General features: G+C 69.0%; 25 protein-coding genes. 10 read left to right on the top strand and 15 right to left on the bottom strand.

The window, feature by feature from the left end:
• From ACIUM1_RS10015 to ACIUM1_RS10030, 4 genes are read right to left on the bottom strand one after another with little or no spacing between them, the layout of a single operon-like run.
• Positions 1-1,062, bottom strand: coding sequence for a pyridoxal phosphate-dependent aminotransferase (locus ACIUM1_RS10015; protein WP_406817011.1), 1,062 nt, complete (start codon positions 1,060-1,062; stop codon positions 1-3).
• Entirely contained in the window at positions 1,062-2,081 is a 1,020-nt protein-coding gene (locus tag ACIUM1_RS10020) for a 3-oxoacyl-ACP synthase III family protein (protein ID WP_406817012.1), read from the bottom strand. Before ACIUM1_RS10020 ends, ACIUM1_RS10015 begins: the two co-directional genes overlap by 1 nt.
• 7 nt (positions 2,082-2,088) lie before the next feature.
• The gene (locus ACIUM1_RS10025; protein ID WP_406817013.1) at positions 2,089-2,736 is read right to left on the bottom strand and encodes an SRPBCC family protein; all 648 of its coding nucleotides are present in this window, start codon (positions 2,734-2,736) and stop codon (positions 2,089-2,091) included.
• On the bottom strand, positions 2,717-4,462 hold the full coding sequence (locus ACIUM1_RS10030) for a thiamine pyrophosphate-binding protein (protein WP_406817014.1): 1,746 nt from the start codon (positions 4,460-4,462) through the stop codon (positions 2,717-2,719). Before ACIUM1_RS10030 ends, ACIUM1_RS10025 begins: the two co-directional genes overlap by 20 nt.
• Before the next feature lie 80 nt (positions 4,463-4,542).
• Between ACIUM1_RS10030 and ACIUM1_RS10035 the strand changes: the two genes are divergently transcribed.
• Positions 4,543-5,238, top strand: a complete 696-nt coding sequence (locus tag ACIUM1_RS10035; RefSeq protein WP_406817015.1) for an ABC transporter ATP-binding protein — start codon at positions 4,543-4,545, stop codon at positions 5,236-5,238.
• Entirely contained in the window at positions 5,235-7,739 is a 2,505-nt protein-coding gene (locus tag ACIUM1_RS10040) for an FtsX-like permease family protein (RefSeq protein WP_406817016.1), read from the top strand. The genes ACIUM1_RS10035 and ACIUM1_RS10040 overlap by 4 nt, the downstream gene beginning before the upstream one ends.
• On the opposite strand, the gene ACIUM1_RS10045 is transcribed toward ACIUM1_RS10040, so the two are convergent.
• The 8 genes from ACIUM1_RS10045 to secY form a co-directional block, all read right to left on the bottom strand.
• A complete protein-coding gene (locus ACIUM1_RS10045) occupies positions 7,726-8,352 on the bottom strand; it encodes a class I SAM-dependent methyltransferase (RefSeq protein ID WP_406817017.1) in 627 nt (208 codons plus the stop codon). The two genes, ACIUM1_RS10040 and ACIUM1_RS10045, sit on opposite strands and share 14 nt — an antisense overlap.
• A complete protein-coding gene (locus tag ACIUM1_RS10050) occupies positions 8,349-8,915 on the bottom strand; it encodes a DUF4389 domain-containing protein (RefSeq protein WP_406817018.1) in 567 nt (188 codons plus the stop codon). The genes ACIUM1_RS10045 and ACIUM1_RS10050 overlap by 4 nt, the downstream gene beginning before the upstream one ends.
• 23 nt (positions 8,916-8,938) lie before the next feature.
• Positions 8,939-10,153: an FAD-dependent oxidoreductase gene (locus ACIUM1_RS10055; RefSeq protein ID WP_406817019.1), complete on the bottom strand. Its 1,215-nt coding sequence runs from the start codon at positions 10,151-10,153 to the stop codon at positions 8,939-8,941.
• A gap of 15 nt (positions 10,154-10,168) precedes the next feature.
• Complete coding sequence (locus ACIUM1_RS10060) at positions 10,169-10,888, bottom strand: anti-sigma factor family protein (RefSeq protein ID WP_406817020.1); 720 nt, start codon at positions 10,886-10,888, stop codon at positions 10,169-10,171.
• A 30-nt stretch (positions 10,889-10,918) separates the two neighbouring features.
• Positions 10,919-11,410, bottom strand: a complete 492-nt coding sequence (locus tag ACIUM1_RS10065; RefSeq protein WP_406817622.1) for a sigma-70 family RNA polymerase sigma factor — start codon at positions 11,408-11,410, stop codon at positions 10,919-10,921.
• Between the two features lie 223 nt (positions 11,411-11,633).
• Positions 11,634-12,437, bottom strand: a complete 804-nt coding sequence (gene map / locus ACIUM1_RS10070; protein WP_406817021.1) for a type I methionyl aminopeptidase — start codon at positions 12,435-12,437, stop codon at positions 11,634-11,636.
• Between the two features lie 2 nt (positions 12,438-12,439).
• Positions 12,440-12,985, bottom strand: a complete 546-nt coding sequence (locus ACIUM1_RS10075) for an adenylate kinase (protein WP_406817022.1) — start codon at positions 12,983-12,985, stop codon at positions 12,440-12,442.
• The gene (secY, locus tag ACIUM1_RS10080) at positions 12,982-14,307 is read right to left on the bottom strand and encodes a preprotein translocase subunit SecY (protein WP_406817023.1); all 1,326 of its coding nucleotides are present in this window, start codon (positions 14,305-14,307) and stop codon (positions 12,982-12,984) included. Before secY ends, ACIUM1_RS10075 begins: the two co-directional genes overlap by 4 nt.
• Before the next feature lie 299 nt (positions 14,308-14,606).
• On the opposite strand from secY, the gene ACIUM1_RS10085 reads away from it, so the two are divergent.
• The 3 genes from ACIUM1_RS10085 to ACIUM1_RS10095 are packed head-to-tail and all read left to right on the top strand — an operon-like array spanning position 14,607 to position 17,418.
• Positions 14,607-15,521, top strand: a complete 915-nt coding sequence (locus ACIUM1_RS10085) for a class I SAM-dependent methyltransferase (RefSeq protein ID WP_406817024.1) — start codon at positions 14,607-14,609, stop codon at positions 15,519-15,521.
• A gap of 35 nt (positions 15,522-15,556) precedes the next feature.
• Positions 15,557-16,489: a class I SAM-dependent methyltransferase gene (locus ACIUM1_RS10090; RefSeq protein WP_406817025.1), complete on the top strand. Its 933-nt coding sequence runs from the start codon at positions 15,557-15,559 to the stop codon at positions 16,487-16,489.
• Positions 16,486-17,418, top strand: coding sequence for a class I SAM-dependent methyltransferase (locus tag ACIUM1_RS10095; RefSeq protein WP_406817026.1), 933 nt, complete (start codon positions 16,486-16,488; stop codon positions 17,416-17,418). Before ACIUM1_RS10090 ends, ACIUM1_RS10095 begins: the two co-directional genes overlap by 4 nt.
• Before the next feature lie 3 nt (positions 17,419-17,421).
• On the opposite strand, the gene ACIUM1_RS10100 is transcribed toward ACIUM1_RS10095, so the two are convergent.
• Both ACIUM1_RS10100 and ACIUM1_RS10105 read right to left on the bottom strand, forming a co-directional pair.
• Positions 17,422-18,087 carry a GNAT family N-acetyltransferase gene (locus ACIUM1_RS10100; RefSeq protein WP_406817027.1) on the bottom strand — a complete coding sequence of 222 codons (666 nt, stop codon included), beginning with the start codon at positions 18,085-18,087 and terminating at the stop codon, positions 17,422-17,424.
• A gap of 9 nt (positions 18,088-18,096) precedes the next feature.
• A complete protein-coding gene (locus ACIUM1_RS10105; protein WP_406817028.1) occupies positions 18,097-19,458 on the bottom strand; it encodes an FGGY-family carbohydrate kinase in 1,362 nt (453 codons plus the stop codon).
• Positions 19,459-19,488: 30 nt separating this feature from the next.
• Here ACIUM1_RS10105 and ACIUM1_RS10110 point away from each other — a divergent pair, with 30 nt between their 5' ends.
• Genes ACIUM1_RS10110 through ACIUM1_RS10120 form a run of 3 tightly spaced genes read left to right on the top strand, consistent with a single transcriptional unit; the run spans position 19,489 to position 22,248 of the window.
• Entirely contained in the window at positions 19,489-20,469 is a 981-nt protein-coding gene (locus tag ACIUM1_RS10110; RefSeq protein WP_406817029.1) for an NAD(P)-dependent oxidoreductase, read from the top strand.
• Entirely contained in the window at positions 20,466-21,119 is a 654-nt protein-coding gene (locus ACIUM1_RS10115) for an L-fuculose-phosphate aldolase (RefSeq protein ID WP_406817031.1), read from the top strand. The genes ACIUM1_RS10110 and ACIUM1_RS10115 overlap by 4 nt, the downstream gene beginning before the upstream one ends.
• A gap of 43 nt (positions 21,120-21,162) precedes the next feature.
• Positions 21,163-22,248 (top strand): IS630 family transposase, encoded by a 1,086-nt coding sequence (locus ACIUM1_RS10120; RefSeq protein ID WP_406816264.1) that lies wholly within the window; start codon positions 21,163-21,165, stop codon positions 22,246-22,248.
• Here the strand turns inward: ACIUM1_RS10120 and ACIUM1_RS10125 are convergent.
• The gene (locus tag ACIUM1_RS10125) at positions 22,245-23,477 is read right to left on the bottom strand and encodes a zinc-binding dehydrogenase (RefSeq protein WP_406817032.1); all 1,233 of its coding nucleotides are present in this window, start codon (positions 23,475-23,477) and stop codon (positions 22,245-22,247) included. The two genes, ACIUM1_RS10120 and ACIUM1_RS10125, sit on opposite strands and share 4 nt — an antisense overlap.
• A gap of 162 nt (positions 23,478-23,639) precedes the next feature.
• Between ACIUM1_RS10125 and ACIUM1_RS10130 the strand changes: the two genes are divergently transcribed.
• Positions 23,640-24,590, top strand: a complete 951-nt coding sequence (locus tag ACIUM1_RS10130; protein ID WP_406817033.1) for a class I SAM-dependent methyltransferase — start codon at positions 23,640-23,642, stop codon at positions 24,588-24,590.
• A gap of 11 nt (positions 24,591-24,601) precedes the next feature.
• Positions 24,602-25,516, top strand: a complete 915-nt coding sequence (locus ACIUM1_RS10135; RefSeq protein WP_406817034.1) for a class I SAM-dependent methyltransferase — start codon at positions 24,602-24,604, stop codon at positions 25,514-25,516.
• Positions 25,517-25,519: the final 3 nt, after the last annotated feature.

The raw sequence follows: 25,519 nt of genomic DNA on the forward strand, positions 1-25,519 counted from the left end.
TTACCGCACTTGAAGCCCGAGCGTGGCCTTTCCCAGCGACGACAGCACCGCCGTGGTCGAAGCGCGGCCGCCCACGGTGATCCGCGCACCACCTTCCGGGTAGTACCGCACCCGCGGCCCGGAGTCGCCGAAAACCTCACGCCACGGCCGGCTTTGCCTACCGCGCGAAGGCAGATAGACGAAATTCGCGTGCGCGTCGGTCGTGTATATCCCCATCGCGCTCAGGCGCATCCGGAGATAGCGGCGTTCCGCGGTGATCAACCGGATCCGCCGCAGCAGTTCGTCTTCCGCGTCATAGGACGCCGCGACCGCCAGCGAACTGGTGATCGCGATACCGAACGGCAGCTGCTGCGACCGCAGCGACGGTGCCAGTTCCGGGGAGGCCACCGCGTAACCGATCCGCAGCCCCGCCAGGCCGTAGGCTTTGGAGAAGGTCCGCACCACCACCACATTGGGAAACCGCGCGAGCAATGCCGCGATGTCGAAACGGTGCTCAGGACCGGTGAACTCGATGTAGGCCTCGTCCAGCAGCACCACGGTGTCGCGCGGCACCCGGCGGAGAAACCGAACCACCGCGGCCGTGGGCTCCAGCGTTCCGGTGGGGTTGTGCGGCCGGCACACCACCACCACGCTGGCCTGTGCGGCCGCATCGGCCAGCGCGCCGAGATCGTTGTGGCCGCGCTCGTCCAGCGCGACGGACAACGGGTTCAGCCGGGCCATCTGTGCGACGATCGGATAACCGTCGAACGTCGGCGAGGCCATCGCCACCGTGGCGCCGGGCCGGGTCAACGCCTGTAGGGCTTGCAACACCACCCCCGTCGCCCCGGCTCCCAGCACCACAAGGTCGGCGGGCACACCGATATGCGCGGCGATCAGGTGGCGCAACCGCTCCGGCAGAAACTCCGGATACCGGTTGGCAGCGCAGACAGACCGAATCAGCGCCGAGCGCACCGCCGGCAGCGGCGGGAAGGGATTCTCGTTGAGCGACAACGCAAACGGGTCGACCGCGCTGGGCAGCGCATCGCAGACCTCGCCGGCCCCCAGACCCGGACCGGGTTGCATCAGCCCCGCCCGCCCCAGCGGACCGCTGCGGCGCCGGCGAAGTCACCGGCATGCGCGAACGCCGCCATCATGACCACTTGCCCGGCCTCGAGCCGGCCCGCAGATATCGCGCGGTCCAGATTGACCGGGATCCCGGCGCCGAACAGGTTGCCGCAGTCGTCGAAGGTGTCCACGTGCCGCGATGTGGGCAGCTCGAGCGCGTCACGCCAATTGCGCAGAAAGGCCCGGTTCGGCTGGTTGGTGACCAGCAGGTCGATATCTTTGCCGGCCAACCCGATTCGATCGCACACCGCCAGCGCCACCTCGGGAACCTGCCGGTTGCCGCGGGCCAGCACCTTGGTGATCTTGCTTTCGGTGAAGCCGATGCTGCCCTCGCCGGGACCGGCCTGCCACCACTTGCGCGGCGGATCGTAGGACAGCGTCATCTCACCGGCGTATTCGCCGTACGTGCGGCACTCGACATCCAGAATGGGTGACTGTTCGCTCACCGCGACCAGGCCTACCGCGGCCCCGTCACCGGGGACGGCCGACTGTGCCTTGCGGCGAATCGTCGGTTGATCGAAGAATTGGCCGGCCGCGTTCTGCGCGATGGCGATGAGCGCGGTGCGTCCCTCACCGGCGGCCAGCAGTGTGCGGGCCACGTTGAGCGCCAACACGAACGCGCCGCAGCCCCCGTTGTTCAAATCGAGCACCCAGGACGGCCGCATGCCCAGCCGATGCGCGATGCCTCCGCCCTGTCCGTAGAACGCCATGTCGGGCACCTGCGTGTGGGTGATCAGCACGTCGGCGCCCTCGACGACGTCATGGCCGTGGCGCTCGATCAGGCCCGCGGTGGCGCGTTCGATCATGTCGATGGAACTCTCGTCCGCGGCGACGTGATGGCGAAACTTCGGGGCGCGGAACATCACGTTGTCGCGCAGCTCGTCGGTCTCGGCGAATCCCGCGTAGTAGTCGGCGGGGATCGGCTCGCCCGGCAAATACGTGGCGACGTCGATCAGGCTGACGCTCGGCTTACCCATGGTGCGCTCATCTCATCCACGCGGGCGTCACCGGCAGCCCGTGGTGGTGGCGGTACTCGGCGATGCCCTTGAGGTTGCGCAGCTCCAGCAGATGGCCGGCACCGAACATGTCCCAAAAGTCACCGACCCATACCGGCCGCCCGGCGGGCGCGGTCTCCGGATACGGGTTGTGGTCATAGAACGGGTGGTGGCAATTGGTCCACAGCACAACCGATCCCGGCTTGTCGAGGACGGTCTGGGCGTCGATGACGCGCATCAGGTAGATCATCCACAGGTGCTTGCCCTGGTCCCAGGCGCAGTGGTAGTCCACGGTCCGCGCCTGCGCGTTGGCGACGGTGCGGGTGTAGATCTCGGTTTCCGAGCCGAGCCGGTCGTAGGCCAGCCACAGGCCGGGTTCATCCGTGGGGGTGAATCCGCGCAGGCTGTAGGTCCACTCCTCCAGGCTGCGGGTGTCGGCCATGTACTCGTACAGCTGGTCTGGTGGGCAGTCGACGTAATCGTTGACGGTGCAGTACTGGCCGAATACCTGATCGTGCGGGTACACCGACCGGATCATGTCCATGATGATCGGCGTGGCCTTCTCCCTGGGGCTGGTTTCGATGCGGGTGACCCCGCCGATGAGGCAGGGGATGTCCTCAAGCGCTGGCAGCGACATTGTTGCGTTTCTCCTCGTCGTGTGAAATCTGTTTCACAGCAGCGTTTTTCGATGCGGCCGCGGCGAGAAATGGCGCGAACGGCGGGACCTCGTCAGCGGCGCACTCGACGCTGACCACCGCCGGACCGTCGGTGTCGAGTGCAGCGTTCATAGCAGCGGCGAACCCATCGACGTCGCTGACGTCCAGCGACGTCAGGCCCGGGAACATCACCGCCAGACCGGCACCCAGCCGGCTGGGACGAAAACGGTTGTAGCTGTACACGTCGCCATAGAACAACTGCTCGCGGGTCACACACATGGCGTGCGCGTTGTTGTTGAACAACACGAACGTGATGGGCAGCCGGTATTGCAGGGCGGTGTGCACCTCCATGCCGTGCATAAAGAACGCGCCATCGCCGGCGATCACCACGGTGCGGCCGCCCGGCCGGCCACTTCTGGCGCGCCCGAACGACATTCCGATCCCCGCGCCGAAGCTGTAGCCCATGCCGCCCATGCCGAGCGCGACCGCGAACCTGCCACCGCGGCGCGCCGGCAGATGGTGGATCGCCGCGGCGCCGGTGTTCCCGGCGTCGACCACGATGTCGGCCCCGTCCGGCAGCGCCCGGTCCAGCACCGCCATCGCGTCGCGGTACCGCAGCCCCGGCCCGTCGCACGGGGGCGGCGTCATCTCGGTGGGCTGGCAGGTGCCGGCGATACCCGGACCGGTTGGGCGCGCGCGGCCGCCAAGCGCGTGGCTCAGCATGCGCAGCGAAGCGCGCAGGTCGTCGGAATGTACGTGCGTGCAGGCGAGATACGGCGGCGCCGACCCGATCGAGACCTTGCGCACCGCCGCCAGAGCGTCGTCCAGGCCGCCGCGCGCGGTCACCGCCAGCCGGGTGCCGACGATCAAGCACAACCCGCTGGCGGCCACCGCCTCGGCGACGTTGCGGTGACCCATGACGCCGGTGACTCCGAGCGACGCCGTCGTCCCGAGCCGCGGCGCACCGACGACATCCTTGGCGTCCGGCACCGTGGCGATCCCGGCGCGCAGTCGCCCGCGCACCTCCTCGAGCTCGGCACGCGCGTCGTCGCGGGCCACCTGCTCGCCGGCGATGATGGTGACCGAGCGCCGCGCGCGGCGCAGTTCCCGGACGATCGGATGCGGGCTGCCAATAAGTGCCCGTCCCCCGACCATGCCGTGACCGTCATGCCCGACATCGGTGACCGCCTGCTGAATGTCCTTGGGCAGCAACAACACCGCCGGGCCGCCGGTATGCGCCGCGGCAATGGCCCGGGGCAGCACCGAAACGATGTCGGCCGGCCTGCGCAGCCGCTCGCAGAACACCGACACCGCCGAGAACAGCGCCTCGGCGTTCAACGATCCGTTTGCGCCACTGGTGTCCTGGAAGCTGCCCCGGCCGTCCATCGTGCTGGCGGGCTGGCCGACCAACGCCAGCACCGGGACCCGGCTGGTAAGCGACTCGCCCAGGCCGGCGACGAGGTTCAGCGCTCCCCCACCCGAGGTCGCCGCGACCACACCCAGGCCGGCCCCGCTTCGGCTGTACCCGTCGGCCATCGTCGCGGCGGAGAACTCGTGCTTGGCCAGCACCGCGTTGATGTCGGGCCGGAAATGCGCGGCGTCGTAGACGTCCTCGATGTTGGCGCCGTCCACGCCGAAGACGTGGTCGACTCCGATTGCCGCCAGGTGCCCGACGATATGGTCGACCACCCGATACCTGCCGGGCATGCCTGAGGAAACGGGGTAGCAGCCCGGTCGGTTCAGTTGCCGGCGGTGAACCGTTTGCCGGTGGCCCTCGTGGTGTCTAGGTGACCATCGAACTGCGCAACGTGGTGCGCGAGTACACGGTCGGCGGTCAATCGGTGCGGGCGCTCGACGAGGTCAGCCTGCGGCTGGCGGACGGGCAGTTCGTGTCGGTCGTCGGGCCCTCCGGGGCGGGCAAAAGCACGCTGCTGCATCTGCTCGGTGCCCTGGACACTCCGGATTCCGGATCGATCGCGTTCGACGGTGAAGAGATCGGCCGGCTGCGCGACGAAGAACAGTCGCGGTTCCGCCATCACCGGGTGGGATTCATCTTCCAGTTCTTCAACCTGTTGCCGACGCTGTCGGCGTGGGAGAACGTGGCGATCCCCAAACTGCTCGACGGCGTCCGGCTGGGCCGGGCCAAACCGGACGCGATCGCGCTGCTGGACCGGGTCGGGCTGGGCAGCCGGACCGAGCACCGCCCGGCGGAGCTGTCCGGCGGCCAGATGCAGCGGGTGGCGGTGGCCCGCGCGTTGATGATGAACCCGCCGCTGATTCTCGCCGACGAGCCGACCGGAAACCTGGATTCCGGCACGGGCGCGTCCATTCTGGCGTTGCTTGCCGAGGTCGCGCACGAGGACGGTCAGGCCCGGCTGGTGGTGATGGTCACCCACAACGCCGACGCGGCCGCCGCCACCGACCGGGTGATCACGTTGCAGGACGGCCGGGTCGGTTCGGACGTTCTGGCGGTCGCCGGGTGAAAACCGGGCAGACGATCACGGCCACGGCGAGCAGGCTGCGGGTGTTCAGCCTGCGTGAGCTCGCCACGCATCGTCGCCGCACGTTCGCCTCGATCGCCGTAATGGCGCTCGCCGCAACCTATTTGGTGGCGATCTTCGGCATCTTCGGGTCGATCACCGGCTCGGTCAGCCGGCTCGCCGACGGCATCGCCGGTGTCGCCGCGCTCGAGGTGTCCGGCATCACCGATGCCGGGTTCCCCGACTCGATACTGGCCCAGGTGGCCGCGGTCCCGGGCGTCGCCACCGCGGCACCGATGATCCGGACGTCGGCGTCCACCCCGTCGGGGCCGGTGTTGCTGCTGGGCGCGGATGCCAGCACCGCCGCGTTGGGCGGTGCCCTCAAGGACGCGGTCACCCGCCCGGTGCGGGCGCTGTCCTCGACACCGTCCGGAGTTCAGGTCGGACCCCGTGTCGGCTACGCGAAAGGCCAGGCTTTCCCATTGGGTTCGGCGTCGGTCACGGTCACCGATGTGCTGGCGGGCAAGCAATATGCGGACCTCAACGGCGGGCACTACGTGCTCGCGCCACTGGCCTTGGCGCAGCAGGCCACCGGCCGTATCGGCCAACTGGACTCGATCCTGATCACCACGAAGCCCGGCGCCGAACCCGGCGCCGTTCGCGCGGCGGTCAGCGGTGCCGTGAACGGCCGCGCGATCGTCGCGCCCCCCAGCTTCCGGGCGGCCCGGGCCGGTGACGGCGTCAAGCTGATGAACTACATGGCCCTGCTGGGCGCCGCGGTCGCGTTGGTGGTCGGCGCGTTTCTGATCTACACCACGATGACGATGGCGATCACCCAGCGGCGGCCGGTCATCTCGATGCTGCGCGCGATCGGTGGCCGGCGCGCCACCATCGTCGGCGACATGCTCGCGGAGGCCGCGATCCTCGGCCTGATCGGCGGGGCGATCGGGTCCGGCGCGGGAATTGTGGCGGGCCGCATCGCGATTGGCCGGTTGCCTCCGGCGGTGACACAGGGGCTCGAAGCCCGAGTGGAGTATTGGCTGCCCGGTTATGCGATACCCCTGGCGCTGGCGGTGAGCGCGCTCACCAGCGTGGCGGCGTCGGCGATGGCGGCACGGCAGGTGTACAAGGTCGCACCGATCGAGGCGCTGGCTCCGGTGGGGGCTTCGGCGGCCGATGTGGTGCCCCGCTGGCTGCGCGTCGCCTGCGGCGTCGGTGCCGTCGCGGTGTTCGCCGTGGCTGCGTTCGTGGTCACCGGCCAGCGCGGCAGCTACGCCGTCGTCGCGATGGCCGCCCTGTTGGGCGCCGAGATCGCGCTGGGCTTCACCCTCACCGTGCCCATCGTCAACGCGACGGCGGCGACGGCGCGGATGTTCGGGTCGTCCGGGGCGCTCGCGGCGGCCACCATCCAGCGTGCGCCGCGGCGGGTCTGGGCGACGGTGATGACCGTGCTCATCGGGGTGCTCACCACCGTCGTGATCACCGGCACGAACGCCGACATGATCCGCTCGGCCCGCGGCATTTTCTCCCCGGTCGCCGATGCCGACGTCTGGGTGAGCGCGGACCCGCCGGACAGTTACCCCACCGACGTTCTGCCACAAGGCCTTTCCGAGAAGGTCGCCGCACTCCCGGGCGTGGCACGGGTGACCGAGGGCGCGTTCGGGTTCGCCGTCGTCGGCGGTACCCGCGTCCTGCTCGACGGGTTCTCCACCGGCAGCCACGACGCGCTGTTCCGCGCGCTCGACGAGCGAGTGCGCGCCGCGGTGCTCGCCGGCGGGGGCGTGGTGCTCACCCAGAATCTGGGCGCGATCCTGCACGTCCGGACCGGCGACCAACTGCGATTGCAGACGCCGCACGGCCCGCGCGAGGCAACCGTGCTGGCCTTGGTGCCGTTCTTCTCCACCGTGATCGGCACCGTCGGAATCGACCTCGGTCACCTGCGGGCGTGGTTCGATCGCCCGGCGGCAACCACGCTGCAGATCGCCGCGGCACCCGGGGTGAATCGGCAGCGGCTGCTGGCCGGCGTCCGCGACGCGGTGCCGGCACCGATCCACGTGTACGACGGTCCCACGGCCCTGGCCGGGCTTCAGGCTCCGCTGCAGCAGAGCATGTTCATTGCCAACGCGGTCTGGGTCATCGTCGTGGCGGTGGCCGCGGTCGCCCTGCTCAACACGCTGACGTTGTCGGTGCTGGAACGCCGGCGCGAGATCGGTGTGCTGCGGGCGATGGGAGCCAGCCGGCGGTTCGCGTTGCGGATGGTCCTGGCCGAGGCGGCCGGAATCGGTGTCGTCGGTGGCGTTTTGGGGTTCACGGTCGGGCTGACGGACCAGTGGCTGTTCAGCCGGGTCAGCGAGGACATGATGAATTTCGACGTCGGCTTTCGGCTGAGCCCGCTGGCGTTCGCCTTCACGCTCGGGGCGCTGGCCATCAGCTTGCTCGGCTGCATCCCACCGGCACGGCGCGCCGCACGCCTGAACATCATCGAGGCGGTCAGCGTCGAGTGAGGACGGCGAATCCCTGGAGATGGGGTTTGCACGGAAAGGGCACCGGCGTTCGCGGAATGCTGTGCAGCGCTGTGGTATCGAATCCCGCCGCGGCAATCGCGTCGAGGGTTCGCCGGTTCGGCTCACAGCCGCCGGCCAGCCACGACCACGGCTTGGCGATCAGGTCCTGGAACCGGCCCGTCACGCCGTCGCCGCGCACGTGCTCGAGCACCACCAGCCTGCCCCCGGGGGCCAACACCCGCCGGATTTCGCCGAGGGTGGTGGCCACGTCGTCGACCGAGCACAACACCAGACCGATGTGCACGGAGTCGAACCGGCTGTCCTGGAAGGGAATCGACTCGCCGGTCCCCTCGACGATGTCGACCGCGATGCCGCGGCGGAAAGCGAGCCGTGCGGCCATCCGCCGGAATGACGCGTCGGGTTCCACGGCGGTGACCGACGTCACCGCCGTGGGCAGAAACATCAGGTCGGTCCCCGGCCCCAGGCCGAGCATCAGCAGCCGGCCGGTCGCATTGCTCAGGGCGGCCCGCCGATACCGGTGGTAGAAGAACCGGTCGAAAACCGGCTGGCCGAATCGGTAGACATATGGAAACACGAAGTTGCGGAGGGTCATCGGGCACCCAAATCCATTCGGAACGGCGGATATTCGTCGCGCATCAATGACACGTACGCCGCCACCCGGTATCGCCAGCGCACCATGCCCATGAGCAGATCGGAGATTCCCTGCGGGATGGTGCCGGTGAACAACAGCGTCAGCGCGGCGATGACGCACAGCACCTGCAGCGGCGCCTCCATCGACCAGCACAGCAGAACCTGAGGGATCACCAGCAGCCACTTCACCAGCACCGCCCGGTTTTTCAGCCGGTCCGGATAATCGACGTGCAGATCGCCGGGGTAATCGGGCCGAGACGCGAGGGTGAAGGGCGGATATTTGTCCGTGCTGTTCATCGGGAACCGGTAGTTCATCACCCGCCATGACCAGCGCAACACCCCGACGTTGAACTCGAAGAGCGGCCGCGGGTATTGCCCGGTGCACAGGATCGCCACGCCGGCGGCGACGGTCGAGAGCGGATACACCAGGTACAGCAGGATCAAAACCGGGTAGTGCGGCACAGCCAGCACGCACCACTTGAACAGCCACAGCCAGCGGGATGGCGAGTCGAAATCGCCTCGCACTCTTACAGAGTCGGCCGGGCTGGTCATGGGCTTGTCGGAATCTTCGCCGGTACCCCCAAGTTTCGGCTGATTTCAGCGGACATCCGGCGGTGGCTGGTGACGCGCAGAAACGTGGTCAGCGCCGACGCCTGTAGCCGGTCCGAGATCAGCGCGGCCGGTCGCAGCACCCACTCGCCATGCGACACTGGCAACGACGCCGCCCATGACACGGCCATCACCTTGCGGCGCCGGGTCTTCTCGTACCACCGCAGCGCGCGCGAAACATCGGCGCCACTGCCGGTTGTCCCGCGAGGTGAATCCGCCAGCGCCTTGCACAGCACCATCGTGTCGAGCAACGCCTGGTTGGTCCCCTGCGCCAGGGTGGGCGGCATCGTGTGCGCGGCATCGCCGAGCAACGTGACCGGACCGTGGCCGGCGCGCGGGATCGGATGCCGAAAATGCGGAAACGGCGAGTGGGTCAGATCGTCGTCGGTCAACGTCGCGAGCACCCGGTCCACCGAGTCGGACCATCCGCAGAATTGCGACCGGATCATCTCGATCGGGCGCTGCGGTCTGACGAAGTCATACGACCACGGCAAGTCGAACCACCACTGCACGTCGGAACCACCGGCCGGCCACAGGCCGAGATTCCCGCGCGCACCGATGACGATGAGCGCGGCATCGGGCTCCTCGATCTCCGCGACGGTGGCCAGGCCCTGCCAACTGCACCAGCCGGTGGGCTGCGCGCCTTGCGCCGCAACACAATCCCGCACCACCGAGTGCAGCCCGTCGGCGCCGATCAACACGTCCCCGTCGGCCACCGTGCCGTCGGCGAATTCGGCCCGCACCCCAGTATCGGTGCCGATCGAGGTCACCCGGGAATTGCACCGGATGCGCTCGGCCGGAAAGCCCTCGAGCAGTCGGTCCAGCAGCACCCGACGCGGAACCATCCGGACGGGCGCGCCCAGCCGGCGCGCCATCGTGGCCACGTCGAGGGTGGCGACCCGGCGGCCCGTGCACGTCACGGCCCGCACGGTGGCCAACGGCTGGCCGGCGCCGGCCATCTCGACGCCCAGCTGCTTGAGGACCGTCTCGCCGTTGGACCAGATCGTCACCGCGCCGCCGGCCGCCCGTACGTCGGGCCGTCGCTCGAAGACGGTGACGTCGTGTCCGTCGCGCAGCAGTCCCCGGGCGATGGAGATGCCGGCGACGCCGGCGCCCACGACGAGCACCCGAAGCGGACGCGCGTAGCCGGACACGCTGGCTTCGATCCGCTACAGCGAGCGTTGCAGCAGGACCTGGCCGCTGTCGGCGGCGACCACCTGCACGGCGGCGATCTGGTCGAGCGGGGTCGAGATGGCGCCCGCGGGCGTCGCGGTGTGGCCGGGCACGGCCACCCATGTCGCGAGCCGGGTCTGGCTGCCGTCGCGCCCCACCACGACCATCGCCAGCGTGTCGTGGTGCGCGTTCAGCGGGGCCAGGCACACGCAGTTCAGGTTGATGGAGGTACCCCAGTGCTGGCTGCTGACCGCGACCGTGGACGTGAGCAGGCTGGTGCTCACCTGTGCCATCGGCTCGGCGGACGCGCTCACCTGCTGGGCCGGAGTCGACGACCACCCCTGCAGGCCGAGCAACACGCCGATGGCCAGCACCGCGGCCGCGGCCGTCGACGCCACCCAGGTCACTACCCGGGTGCGGCGCCGCCGCCAGCGCACCGTCGCCAGCAGGGACGGCAGCAATTCCGGAGACATCTCCGGGGCCGGACCGGATCGGTCGATCGCGGCCACTTCTTCGTGGTCGAGCTGGGACAGCAGGGCCGGCACACCACTGAGATCGGCGACGGCGGCCCGGCAGTCCGGGCAGTGCGCCATGTGCGCCTCGAACTCGCGGCGTTGCGCGGCCGACAAAGATCCCAGCACGTATGCGGCATCCCACATCGTGTAGCGGTCTTCAGGAGGGCCGATATCCTGCACCGGCGTTCTCATTTCATCCATTCTTCTCACCCCTCAAGCAGCTGGAGCCCCTCATCGGGTGACCCCAAGTTCCTGCAGAGTGAGTCGCAACGCCCGCACGGCATAGTGTAGTCGCGACTTCACCGTTCCCTCAGCGATGCCGAGGTCTGCAGCGGTTTGTGTGGTGGTCCAGCCGCGGTAGTAGGACCGTTCGATCACCGCTCGGTGCTCGGCGGACAACTGGGCCATCGCGTCCGCTATCAGCAACCGGTCCAGCGCCGCATTGACCTCATCCGGCGTGGACTGTTCGGGCGCCCCCGACACGTCCGTGGAGCCGACGACATTGCGGTACCGCGCGCTGCGCCTGTCGTCGATGATCATGTTGCGGGCCACGGTGAACAACCACGCGCGCGCCGACCGCTCGGTGTCGCCGACGACCTCCGGGTGCTGCCAGGCCCGCAACAGCGTCTCCTGGACCACGTCCTCGGACTGGCTGGCGTCCCCCGTCAGCCGCAGCGCGTAGCGCCACAGCACCGCGGCGTGTTCGTCGTACAGCGCCTTCATCAGAGCGGCCTCGGCAGCCCCGGACGCCCTTCCAGTGCCAGCAACCCGAGCCACTCGATCACCTCCGACTACTGAAACGAGGCGAGTGGACGCTGGGTTCAATGGCCCCGACCCGCTGCGCCCGGCTTCGCCGCGCTTGCGATCGCGGCGAGTTCAATGGCCCCGACCCGCTGCGCCCGGCTTCGCCGCGCTTGCGATCGCGGCGAGTTCAAGGCTAGCCGTGCTAAGAAGCCGAGGTCAGGATGCGCGGACCGGCGTCGGTGACCGCGACCGTGTGCTCCCAGTGCGCCGCGCGCGACCCGTCGGTGGTTATCACCGTCCACTGGTCGTCGAGCACCACGGTCTTGCCGGTTCCCAGTGTCAGCATGGGTTCGATGGCCAGCACCGATCCGGCGGCCAACAGCGGGCCGCGCCCGGGCGAGCCCTCGTTGGGCAAAAACGGGTCCATGTGCATCTGGCGGCCGATGCCGTGGCCGCCGTAGCCCTCGACGATGCCGAAGGCCCGCCCGTGGCGGGCCTCGGCGTCGCGGGTGCCCATCTCGATGGCGTGCGACACGTCGGTCAGCCGGTTACCGGGCACCATCGCCGCGATCCCGGCCTCCAGCGATTCCCTGGTGGCCTGCGACAGCGCTTCGTCGGCCGTATCCAGCGCCCCGACACCGAAGCTGATCGCGGCGTCACCGTGCCAGCCGTCCAGCACCGCGCCGCAGTCGATCGACACCAGGTCACCGGGCACCAGAATCTCGGCGGCCGACGGGATCCCGTGCACCACCCGCTCGTTGACCGACGAGCAGATCGACGCGGGGTAGCCGTGATAACCGAGGAACGACGGCACCGCGCCGGCGTCGCGGATCACCGACTCGGCGACGTCGTCCAGGCTCAGCGTCGACACCCCGGCAACCGCGGCCGCGCGGACCGCCTGCAGCGCTGCCGCGACCACCGCGCCCGCCGCGGCCATGGCGTCGAGTTCGCCGGCACTGCGCTGCGGCACCACCTTGCGACTCCGCAGCCGCGCCAGCGGGCTCATCCCTACTTGCCCAGCGCCCGCAGCGCGCGGGCGAACACTTCGTCCATGCTGCCGATGGCGTCGACCGTCTTGAGCTGGTGGCTGTAGTAGTCCAGCAGCGGCGCGGTCTCGTCGCGGTAGATCTTCATCCGGTTCAGGATGACGTCGTCGGTGTCGTCGGCGCGCCCGCGGCCCTTCAGCCGCTGCAGCAACTCGTCCTCCGAGACCCGGAATTCCAGCACCGCGTCGATGTCGGTGCCCCGGCGACCCAGCATCTCGTGCAGCGCCTTGGCCTGCTCGATCGAGCGTGGGTAGCCGTCCAGGATGAAGCCGTTCGCGGTGTCCGGGTTGTTCAGCCGGTCGTCGACGAGCTGGTTGGTCAACTCGGAGGGCACCAGGTCGCCCGCGTCCAGGTAGCGCTTGGCCTCCAGGCCCAGCTCGGTGCCGTTCTCGATGTTGCTGCGGAACAGATCACCGGTGGACAGATGCGGAATCCCCAGCTTTTCCGAGAGCTTCTGGGCCTGCGTTCCCTTGCCCGCCCCCGGCGGTCCCAGCAAAACGACTCTCACTTGAGGAACCCTTCATAGTTGCGCTGCATGAGCTGACTCTCGATCTGCTTGACCGTATCCAAGCCCACGCCGATCATGATCAACACCGCGGTACCGCCGAACGGCAGATTCTGCACCGCTCCGCCGTTGCCGATCTGCACGAACAAGTTGGGCAGCACCGAAATCGCACCCAGGTAGATCGAGCCCGGCAGGGTGATCCGGCTCAGCACGAAACGCAGGTAGTCGGCGGTCGGCTTGCCCGGCCGGATGCCGGGAATGAACCCGCCGAACTTCTTCATCTCGTCGGCGCGCTCGTCGGGGTTGAACGTGATCGACACGTAGAAGTACGTGAAGAAGATGATCAGGCCGAAGTAGATGGCGATGTAGACCGGATCGCTCGGGTCGGACAGGTAGGTGCCGACGAACTTGTCCCACCAGGTGTTGCCCACCCCGCCGCTGCCGCTGCGGATCAGCTGGGTGATCAGGTGCGGTATGTAGATCAGCGAGGACGCGAAGATCACCGGGATAACACCGGCCTGGTTCACCTTGAGCGGCAGATAGGTCGAGGTTCCGCCGTACATGCGCCGGCCGACCATCCGCTTGGCGTACTGGACCGGGATCCGGCGCTGGCCCTGCTCGACGAACACCACGCCGACGATGATGACCAGCGCGGCGACCAGGACGGCGGCGAAGATCATCCCGCCGCGGCTGTCCAGGATCGTCTTGCCCTCGGCGGGGATCCGCGCGGCGATGCCCACGAAGATCAGCAAGGACATGCCGTTGCCGATGCCGCGCTCGGTGATCAGCTCACCCATCCACATCACCAGCGCCGCCCCGCTGGTCATCACCAGCACGATGACCACCAGGGTGAAGATGCTCTGGTCGGCGATGATGTCCAGCGAGCAGCCCTGCAGCAGCCCGCCGTTGGCCGCCAGGGCCACGATGCTGGTGGCCTGCAGGATGGCCAGCGCGATGGCCAGGTAACGGGTGTACTGCGTCATCTTGGCCTGGCCGGATTGGCCTTCCTTGCGCAGCTCCTCGAACCGCGGGATGACCACCGTGAGCAGCTGCACGATGATGCTGGCGGTGATGTAGGGCATCACCCCCACCGCGAACACGGTGAGTTTGAGCAGCGCACCGCCGGAGAACAGGTTGATCAGCGAGTAGATCTGGCCGGCCGCGCCGCCGCTGGCCTCTTTGATGCACTGCTGGACGTTCGGATAGTTGACGCCAGGGGACGGTAGGGCGGCGCCGACCCGGTACAAGACGACGATGCCAAGCGTGAAGAGGATCTTCCGTCTCAGGTCGACTGTCCGCAGCGATGAGATGAAAGCGGAAAGCAACTCTTCCTCCTGCGCAGCCGGGGTTTCCTACATCACGCGCCCAACACCCGCAGGCCAGGACGTACGGCCGACTAATCTACAGCGCGTCAAACCGTGTACGAGACTAACAGCTGGTCCGGGCAGGTCCGGTGAGGGCCTTTGCTCGGCGCCTTGGCGGGCCGTTTTCCCGCCCCGCGCGGCCCCGTTCAGCGGGTGTTCACGCCGCCGCCGCAACACCGGAGAAAAACACAGGAACCCGTAAGCCGCGAGGCGTAGAGTTCAGCTGACTCGTTGCATTTGCTAAGTAACTTAGGGGCAGCATGACACGCACTGACCAAGACAGCTGGGACCTGGCCTCGAGCGTCGGCGCCACCGCCACGATGGTCGCCGCGGCCCGAGCACTGGCCAGCGAGGCCGCCAACCCGATCATCCACGACCCGTTCGCCGCCCCGCTGGTGCGCGCCGTCGGCCTGGATTTCTTCCGGCGGCTGGTCGACGGTGAGGTCGCCGACTCCGACGGGTACGAGGGCAGCGGCAAGGATCTTGGGCTGGAGACCGACTCCATCGCCGTGCGCACCCGCTTCTTCGACGACTTCTTCCTCAACGCCGCCCGCGACGGGGTGCGCCAGGCGGTGATCCTGGCGGCCGGCCTGGACGCCCGCGCCTACCGGCTGAGCTGGCCGCCCGGCAGCGTGGTCTACGAGGTCGACCAGCCCGCCGTCGTCGAGTTCAAGAGCACCACGATGTCCAGTCTGGGCGCCGCACCGACCGCCGAACGGCGCACGGTCAGCATCGATCTCCGGGATGACTGGCCGGCCGCGTTGCGCGCCAGCGGCTTTGACGCGACACAGCCGACGTCGTGGAGCGCCGAAGGCTTGCTGATGTACCTGCCGCCCGACGCCCAGGACCGGCTCTTCGACAACATCACCGAACTCAGCGCCCCCGGCAGCTCGCTGGCCACCGAGTACCACCCCGACACCGCGGGCACGACGATGTCGCAACGCGCTCAGGAGTTCAACGACCGCTGGGCCAAGGTCGGCTGCGACATCGACCTGTCGGGGCTGTTCTTCGACGGCGAGCGCAGCAACGTCGTCGACTACCTGACCGGCAAGGGCTGGGAGGTGGCGGCCCGGCCGCGCCGCGAACTGTTCGGCGAGTACGGCCTGCAATTCCACGACGACGAGGCGATGGCGCAGTTCCGCAACATCGTCGCCGTCACCGCAACTCTCCGTTAGGGGCGTTAGGGGCACCATCAACCGAGGAGACCGCCATGCCGCAAACCGACAGCAAGCGATCAGACGGCGACAGTTGGGATCTGGCGTCCAGCGTGGGCGCCACCGCCACCGCGGTGGCCGCCCGGCGGGCGCTGGCCGCCAGGGGCCCCGACCCGTTGATCGACGATCCCTTCGCCGAGCCGCTGGTGCGGGCGGTCGGGGTCGAAGCCTTCATCCGGATGATGAACGGCGAGATCGACACACCCGAGGATGATCCGGCGTTCACCCCGCGGCGCCTTGGCGAGGGCATGGCGGTGCGCACCCGGTTCTTCGACTCGTTCTTCCTCGCCGCCGCCGACTCCGGTATCCGCCAGGCCGTCATCCTGGCCTCGGGGCTGGACACCCGGGCCTACCGGCTGGCCTGGCCACCCGGGACCGTGGTCTACGAAATCGACCAGCCCCGGGTGATCGAGTTCAAGACCCGCACCCTGGCGGAGCTGGGCGCCACACCGAGCGCCGACCGGCGGGCGGTGGGCGTCGACCTGCGCGACGACTGGCCGGCCGCGTTGGCCGACAGCGGGTTTGACGCGGGTGCACCGGCGGCGTGGAGCGCCGAGGGGCTGCTGGGTTATCTGCCGCCGGATGCACAGGACCGGTTGTTCGACAACATCACCGCGCTGTCGGCCAACGGCAGCAGGATCGGCACCGGCTACGTGCCCGACATCCGCGGCCGCATCGAGAAGCGTGGCCGCGAGATCAGCGAGCGCTGGCGGCGCATGGGGCTGGACCTCAACTGGGCCGACCTGGTCTATCCCGGCGAACGCAACGACGTGGTGACCTACCTGTCCGGACAGGGCTGGCAGGCGTCGGTGCACAGCACTGCCGAACTCTACGCGGCCAACGGCTTCGATTTCCCCGATCAATCGTCGATGGCCGCCTTCGGCGACATTCGATACGTCACCGCGACATTGACCAAGGAGGCCAAGTGACGCGCACCGATCAGGACACCTGGGACCTTGCGTCGAGCGTGGGCGCCACGGCGACCTGGGTCGCCGCCTGCCGGGCGCTGGCCGGTGAGCAGCCCGGCGCGCTGATCGACGATCCGTTCGCCGACCCGCTGGTCCGCGCGGTGGGTGCCGAGTTCTTCATCCGGGTGCTCGACGGTGAAATCACCGACGAGACGGGCGGTCTCGATGCCGACGCCGACCCGGACGCGGAGTTCAACCTGCAGCGGATGGTCAACATGATGGCCGTGCGCACCCGCTACTTCGACGACTTCTTCACCGACGCAACCGCTTCCGGCATCCGTCAGGTCGTCATCCTGGCGTCCGGCCTGGACTCACGCCCGTACCGGCTGGCCTGGCCGGCGGGCACCGTGGTGTACGAGGTCGACCAGCCCGCCGTCATCGACTTCAAGTCCACGACGCTGGCCAAGTTGGGCGCCCAGCCCACCGCCCAGCGGCGCACGGTGTCGGTCGACCTGCGCGATGACTGGGGCAGCGCATTGCGGGACAAGGGGTTCGACGAGTCGCGACCCAGCGCATGGAGCGCCGAGGGCCTGTTGATGTATCTGCCGCCGGAGGCGCAGGACAGGCTGTTCGATGCCATCACCGCGCTCAGCGCCCCGGGCAGCCGGCTGGCCACCGAATACCACGACGGCGGCACGCCGCACCTGCTGGAAAGACGCGCGAAGGCGATGGCCAAGCGCTGGGGGCAATTCGGCTTCGACGTCGACGTGTCGACACTGGTCTACCGCGGCGAGCGCACTCCGGCGGCGCAGTATCTGACCGACCATGGCTGGCAGGTCTGCACGCGCACCCGCGCCGACATGTTCGCCGAGGCCGGGCTGCCCGTCCCGCCGGGTGACAGCCTGGAGTCGCTGCGCAACAGCATCGCGGTCGACGCCGTTCTGCGCTGAGGCTCAGCCGGGGTTGGCCGCCGGCGCGCGCACCACCATCGGCACCGCGGGGAAACACCACGCCATCTCCGAGCGCGACTTGCGCAGCGCGGCGGTGCCGTAACCCCGCTTGCGGTGTTCGGGGTGAATCCAGATCCGCACGTCGACCTCACCGCGGACCAGCTCGCCGAACACCATGCCGACCTTCTGCCCGGAATCGACGGCCACGAACCACGCGGCCTCTTCGTCGTCCACCCGGCGCAGCGCGGCGCTGATCTCGTCGTCCACCGTCCCGGCCGGCCCACCGGAACCGTCACCGGCGAAGCCGATGTCCTGGCAGCGCACGGCGAAGATGTCGCGGTCGGCCGCGGCGGAGAACGGCCGCAGCTCCAGCGTCTCCCCCAGGCTCGCCGGCCGCTCCCCCAGGGTGAAGCTCAGCTGCTTGTTCAGGTCTTCGAGTTCGGCGAGGATCTTGCGGCGCGAGTCGATGGTGAGCTGATCGAACGACATGCCCATCACCGCTTCCGCGGCGACGTGCGAGGTGTCCAGCAAGCGGACGATCGCCTCCACCGCCGCCGCTTTGTTCTCCGATTCCACCACGACGTCGGCGATTTCGTGCCGTCGTTCAAGGGCTTTCAACAGTGCGTCGGCGATTTCGCGGCGGGCGGCTTTGCGGTCCTGGTCGGTCATGTCACCAGCCTAGAACGCCGGTGGTGTCACCGCGCTAGATCTACGGTTTCCCAGCTCCTGGAAGCGCTGATACCGATCGTCGACCGCGCCCGCCCAGGCGGGATCGGGCTCGACGATGCGCTCGGTGCGCGCCCATCGGGCGGCATCGCCGACGCTCGTCTCGAGCCCGACCGCCATCCGCGCCAGGAACGCCGCCCCCAGGGCGGCCCCTTCCGCCACCCCGGATACCTCGACCGGCCGTCCGGTGGCGTCCGCGATGGCCTGCAGCCACGGCCCCACCCGGGTGCCGCCGCCGGTGGCCACGATGCGCGACACCGGCGCCCCGGACAGTTCGATGAGCCGGCGGACCACGAAGCCTGACGCCTCGTAGGCGGCCCGCCGCAGCGCGGCGGCGTCGTGGGTCAGGTCAAGGTCCTCGAGCACGCCCCGGCGGTCCCGGTCGTGGAACGGCGTGCGCTCGCCGCGCAGATAGGGCGCCCACACCGGGACGCGCCCGGGTTCGACGTCGGTCGGATCCGCCGGTGCCACAACGCCATCCACCCAGCCCAGGAACATCCCGCCGGCGTTGCTGGCCCCGCCGATCTGGCTCTTGCCGGGCGCGGTGTGCGGAATGGTCCACAGACCGGGCATCTGCCGGGCCTCGGAAATGGTCGTCCACACGATCAGCGTGGTGCCGCACATCACCAGCACGTCGCCCTCGCGGTCGGCGCCGGCGACGATCTGTTCGCACAGCGCGTCGATGGCGCCGGTGGCCAGTACGGCATCGGTGCCGCGCAGCTGCCCGATGGCGGCTCCCATGCTCTGAACCCGCGGCAGCTGCCCGACGGCCGCGCCGTGCTCGGCGCATGCGTCGGGATTCCAGCCGGTGCCGTCGAACAAGGGAAACGCCGTGGCCGCGGTGGCGACGTCGATCACCGCCTGGCCCGACAGCGCGTGGTTGGCCACGGCCGGCGCCGGCCAGTAGCCGGCGGCGCCGGGCGCGTGGGCGGCCGTCCAGCGCAAGAACTCGGCGGCCTCGCCCAGCGCGGGCAGCGGCTGCGCGTCACCCCCGGGCGTGCGGCCCCGGCCGTCGCCGTACAGCAGTCCCGGCGTGATCGGTGTGCCGGTGTCATCGACGGCCGTCATCGACGGCACCATCGCCGAGACCGCCGCCGCCGCGATGCCGGGTTGGTGGGCCAGCTCGTTCAGGGCCGCCGAGGGCCCCCGCAGCCACGCCGCCTCGGCGTCGTGCTCCAGCCGGTCGGGTGCCGGTACCCGTAGCTCGTGCGGGATGCGCACGCGCGCGGTGACGTTGCCGTCGGCGTCGGCGGATATCGCCTTGACCGCGGTGCTGCCGACGTCGATGCCGATTGTGACGTCGTTGCGTGACACGGGCGTCACCGTACGCCAGCATTGGCACTCGTGACGGCTAAACCACGCGCCCTGGTGACCGCCCCCATGCGGGGGCCGGGCTTCGCCAAACTGCGGGAGCTGGCCGACGTGGTGTACGACCCCTGGCTCGAGCAGACCCCGCTGCGCATCTACGACGCCGAGCAGCTGGCCGAGCGGATCACCCGCGAGGCCGCCGAAATCGTGGTGGTGGAAAGCGATTCGGTGCGCGGCCCGGTGTTCGACCTGGATTTGCGGGCGATCGCGTCCACCCGCGGCGATCCCAACAATGTCGACATCGCGGCGGCCACCGCGGCCGGCATTCCGGTGCTGAACACCCCGGCCCGCAACGCCGATGCGGTCGCCGAGATGACGGTGGCCCTGCTGCTGGCCGCCACTCGGCACGTGCTGCCCGCGGACGCGGATGTGCGCAGCGGCAACATCTTTCGGGACGGCACCATCCCCTATCAACGGTTCCGCGCCGCCGAGATCGCCGGGCTCACCGCCGGGCTGGTGGGCCTGGGCGCCGTCGGCCGCGCGACGCGGTGGCGGTTGTCCGGGCTGGGCCTGCGGGTCATCGCGCACGACCCGTATAACGCCGAGGCCCGGCACAGCCTCGCGGAGCTGCTCGGCGAGGCCGACGTGGTCTCGCTGCACGCCCCGGTCACCGACGACACGGCCGGCATGATCGGCGCGCGCGAGTTCGCGGCCATGCGCGACGGCGTGGTCTTCCTCAACACCGCCCGCGCCCAGCTGCACGACACCGATGCACTGGTCGACGCCCTGGTCGGGGGCAAGGTGGGCGCCGCGGGGCTCGACCACTTCGCCGGCGAATGGCTGCCGGCCGATCACCCGCTGGTGGGAATGGGAAACGTCGTGCTGACGCCGCACATCGGGGGCGCCACGTTCAACACCGAGGCGCGGCAGGCGCAGATGGTGGCCGACGACCTGGAAGCGCTGCTGGCCGGCAGGGCCCCCGCTCATATCGTCAACCCGGAGGTGCTGGGGCCATGAAGTTCGTCGACGACCCGGAAACCGCGGTGCTGGACGCCGCCAAGGACATGCTGCGCCGCGGCCTGGTGGAGGGGACGGCCGGCAACATCTCGGCGCGCCGCGCCGACGGCAACATCGTCATCACCCCGTCGTCGGTGGACTACCGCGACATGCAGCTCGACGACCTGGTGCTCGTCGACGCGGACGGCTCGGTGCTGCAGGCGGCCGACGGCCGCTCCCCGTCGTCGGAGATGCAGCTGCACCTGGCCTGCTTTTCCGCCTTCGCCGACATCGGCAGCGTCATCCACAGCCATCCGGTGTGGGCGACCATGTTCGCCATCGCCCACCAAGCGATCCCGGCGTGCATCGACGAGTTCGCGGTGTACTGCGGCGGCGACGTCCGCTGCACCGACTACGCGGCGTCCGGCACGCCGGAGGTCGGCGCCAACGCCGTGAAGGCGCTAGAGGGCCGCGGCGCCGCGCTGATCGCCAACCATGGCCTGGTGGCGGTGGGGCCGCGGCCCGACAAGGTGCTGCACATCACCGCACTGGTCGAGCGGACAGCCCAAATTGTCTGGGGTGCACGGGCGCTCGGTGGGCCGGTGCCGATCCCCGAGGAGGTCAATCGCAACTTCGCGTCGGTCTACGGCTATCTGCGCGCCAACACCTAGTGTCGCGAGTCGTTAATTCGCGATCACTGGGTAGACTTGGGGTGTGCCGAGTCCGATTGCTGTGCCCGTGGTGTTGACCGATGAGGAACGTGAGCAGTTGCAGGGGTGGGCGCGCCGCCCCAAGAGCGCCCAGGCGTTGGCCTTGCGCTCGCGGATTGTGCTTGCCTGCGAAGGGGATTCGAGTAATACCGCGGTAGCACGCGATCTGGGTATCACGCGGGGAATGGTGACCAAGTGGCGTAATCGCTTTGCCGCTGACCGCCTGGAGGGATTGCTCGACGAGCCGCGCCCGGGCCGGCCCCGGGTGGTCGGTGATGAGCGGATTGAAGCGTTGATCACCGCGACGCTAGAGACCACGCCCCCCGATGCCACGCACTGGTCGACGCGGTCGATGGCCGAGCATCTGGGTTTGAGCCAGTCGATGGTCTCGCGGGTGTGGCGGGCGTTCGGATTGGCTCCGCACAAACAGGATTCGTGGAAGCTGTCCAAAGACCCGCTGTTTGTCCAGAAGGTCCGTGACGTCGTCGGGTTGTATCTGAACCCACCCGAGCGGGCGGTGGTGTTGTGCGTGGATGAGAAAACCCAGATCCAGGCCCTCAACCGCACCGCACCGGTGTTCCCGATGCTGCCCGGCACGCCGGCGCGAGCCAGCCACGACTACGTCCGCCATGGCACCTCGAGCTTGTATGCCGCCCTGGATCTGGCCACCGGCCAGGTCATCGGTGCCCTGCACTCGCGTCACCGCGCCCAGGAATTTCTGGCCTTCCTCAAGAAGATCGACACCGCGGTGCCTGCCGACTTGGACTGCCATGTCGTCTTGGACAATGCCTCCACGCACAAAACACCGCAGGTCAAACGCTGGCTGAACGCTCACCCACGCTTCGTGTTGCACTTCACCCCGACCAGCTCAAGCTGGCTCAACCTCGTCGAGCGCTGGTTCGCCGAACTGACCACCAAAAAACTGCGCCGTGGCACCCACACCTCGGTGCGCCAACTCAACACCGACATCCGCGCCTGGATCGACACCTGGAACGACAACCCGCGCCCCTACGTCTGGACCAAGACCGCCGATCAAATCCTCGAATCCATCGCCAACTACTGCAAGCGAATTAACGACTCACAACACTAGCGCTGGTCGATCCCCACTTTCACCGCGCCGCTTTCGCCCTGATTGGCGATCGCGTGGAACGCCTCACGCCACTGCTGCAGCCGGAAGGTGTGGGTGAGCATGGGGCGCAGGTCCACCCGGCCCGCGGCTGCCAGGTCGAGGTAGTGGGCGATGGCGTGCTTGCGCTGCCCGTCCACCTCTTCGACGCCGAAGGCATTGGAGCCGACGAACGAGAGCTCTTTGAAGTAGAGCGGGCTGTCCTCCCACCGGCCGGGGGCATGAACGCCGGCCTTCACCAACGTCCCTCGCGACCGCAGCACCCGCACGCCGACCTCGAAAGTCTCGGGCTTGCCGACGGTGTCGTAGACGACGTCGACGGCGCCGGGGTGCGCCATCGGCAGGCCCCGCAGCGGCTGGCGCAGCCGGCCACCGCCCCACCCGACGATCTCTTCGATGAGGCTCGTACGCGGTTCGTGCACAAGGACTTTCGCGGCGCCGAACCGGTGGGCCAGTTCGGCCTGCGCGGCGAAGCGCGCCACCACCGCGACGGCGACGTCGGGATACAGCGCCCGCAGGATCGCGACCGCACACAGCCCCAGCGAACCGGCCCCGTACACCAGTGCGGCACCGGAGCGCGGCGGCGGGTGCCGGGTGATCGAGTGCAGCGACACCGAGAACGGGTCGGCGAACACGGCCGTCTCGTCGGGGATCGACTCCGGCACGGCGAACAACATGCTGTCGTGGGCGGGCATCAGCTCGGCGTAACCGCCCGTCACGTCGGCCGAGACCCCGGTATGGATGCCGGGCCTGATGTCGCCGTCGGTGAAGCTCCAACACAGGCTGTAATCGCCGTCTTCGCATGCGGGGCAGGGCGGTTGGATGCCGCGGGGTCCACAGGACAGCCAGGGGTTGAGCACCACCCGCGCGCCCACCTGCAGTCCCCGGGCCTTGGGGCCCAGCGCCACCACGTCGGCGACCACCTCGTGGCCCATGACTTGCGGGAACGAACAGAACGCGGCCATGGCGTTGTCCGCGTCGCCTTCGCCGAAGTCCATCAGGATCTGCTTGGAATCCGACCCGCAGATGCCGGTCAGCCGCGGCCGGGTGATCACCCAATCCTGGTGCGGCAGTTGTGGATCCGGCAGATCGCGCAGGGCGGTCGGGGTGCGGGCCAGGTTCTGGGTCAGTGGATTGGCGTCATCGGGTACCTCGAAGGGCTCCGGCGGCACGCCGTAGACGAGCGCCCTCACCGCGACGCCATCCCCGCCGCCCCGCCCGTGATGAACACCCGTTTACCCGTCGCCGCGTACGCCATCAGTAAAGGTTGCCGCGAATCGCGGGAAGCGTACAGTGGGGGAAGCTTGTTATATCGGCTAAGTATTAGATTGACTACCTCCGATAGGGGCACACAAATGATTTCCACCAGGTACGACGGCGACACCTGGGACCTGGCGTCCAGCGTCGGCGTGACCGCGACCATGGTCGCGGCCGCCCGTGCCATGGCCACCCGGGCCGACCAACCGCTGATCAACGACCCCTTCGCCGAGCCGCTGGTCAAGCTGGTCGGCGTGGACCTGCTCTCCCGGCTGGCCGGCGGCGAGCTGGATCCTGCCGAGTTGAACGACGTTCACGACGGCGCCACCGGGTCCGCCGGGGCGATGTCGCGGATGGCCGACAACATGGCGGTCCGCACCAAGTTCTTCGACGAGTTCTTCCTGGATGCCACCAATGCGGGCATCAAGCAGGCGGTGATCCTGGCTTCCGGGCTGGACGCCCGCCCGTACCGGTTGGCGTGGCCGGCCGGGACGGTGGTCTACGAGGTGGACCAGCCGCAGGTCATCGAATTCAAGACCCGCGCGCTGGCGGATCTGGGCGCCGCACCCTCCGCCGAACGGCGGGTGGTCGCCGTCGACCTGCGCGACGACTGGCCCACCGCGTTGCGCAGCGCGGGGTTCGACCCCGCGCAGCCGACGGCGTGGAGCGCCGAGGGTCTGCTCGGTTACCTGCCGCCCGAGGCGCAGGACCGCCTGCTGGACACCATCACCGAGCTCAGCGCGCCGGGCAGCCGGCTGGCCACCGAAAGCGCGCCCAATCCCGAGCCCGGCGATGAGGAGAAGATGAAGGAGCGCATGCAGGCGATCTCCGAACGCTGGCGCGCGCACGGATTCGAGCTGGACATGGCGGGACTGGTCTACTTCGGCGACCGCAACGAAGCGGCCCCGTACCTGGCCGACCGCGGTTGGCGGTTGAACAGCGCCAGCATCACAGAACTGTTCGCGGCCAATGGACTTGACCCTCTTACCGACGACGACATGCGCATGGGCGAGATGCTGTACACCAGCGGCACGCTCGGCGAGAAATAGGAGCCAGCGCAATGACCACCGAGGCGGGACGCACCGACGGCGACAGCTGGGGTCCGGCACACAGCGTGGGAGCGACGGCCACCATGGTCGCCGCCTCCCGCGCCGTGGCGTCACAGGGACCCAACCCCCTGCTTGATGACCCACTGGCCGACCCGCTGGTGCGTGCGGTCGGGCTGGACCCGTTCATCCGCGTCATCGACGGCGAGATCGACTTCGAGGACGACCCGCTTTTCAACCGTAGGTCGCGGGCCGAGCAGATCACGGTGCGCACCAGGTTTTTCGACGACTTCTTCATCGGCGCCACCAAAGACGGTGTGCGGCAGGCGGTTATCCTGGCGTCCGGGTTGGACACCAGGGCCTACCGGTTGCCCTGGCCGGCCGGCACCGTGGTCTACGAGATCGACCAGCCGGACGTCATCGCCTTCAAGACCGACACGCTGGCCGGTCTCGGCGCGGCTCCCACCGCCGAGCGCCGCACCGTCAGCATCGACCTGCGCGAGGACTGGCCGGCGGCGCTGCGGGAGGCGGGATTTGACGTCACCCAACCGACGGCGTGGAGCGCCGAGGGGCTGCTGCCCTACCTGCCGCCGGAAGCGCAGGACAGGCTGTTCGACAACATCACCGCGCTCAGCGCGCCGGGTAGCCGGCTGGCGACCGAACACGTCTCCGACCCGCACGCGTTCTCCGATGAGCGCCTGGCGCGCATCTCCGAACGTTGGCAGCGCTTTGGTTTCAACCTGAACGCGGCCGACCTGTTCTACCGGGGTGAGCGCAACGTCGTGGTCGACTACCTGACCCGCAAGGGCTGGCAGGTCACCCCGTCGCCCGCTCGGGAGTTGTATACCCGCAACGGGTTCCAGTTCCCCGAGGACGAAATGGCGGCCACCTTCGGTGAGCTGAGCTACGTCGCCGCCACCCTCAAGTAGGGT

This window comes from Mycobacterium sp. M23085, assembly GCF_045343915.1.
GTDB lineage: Bacteria > Actinomycetota > Actinomycetes > Mycobacteriales > Mycobacteriaceae > Mycobacterium.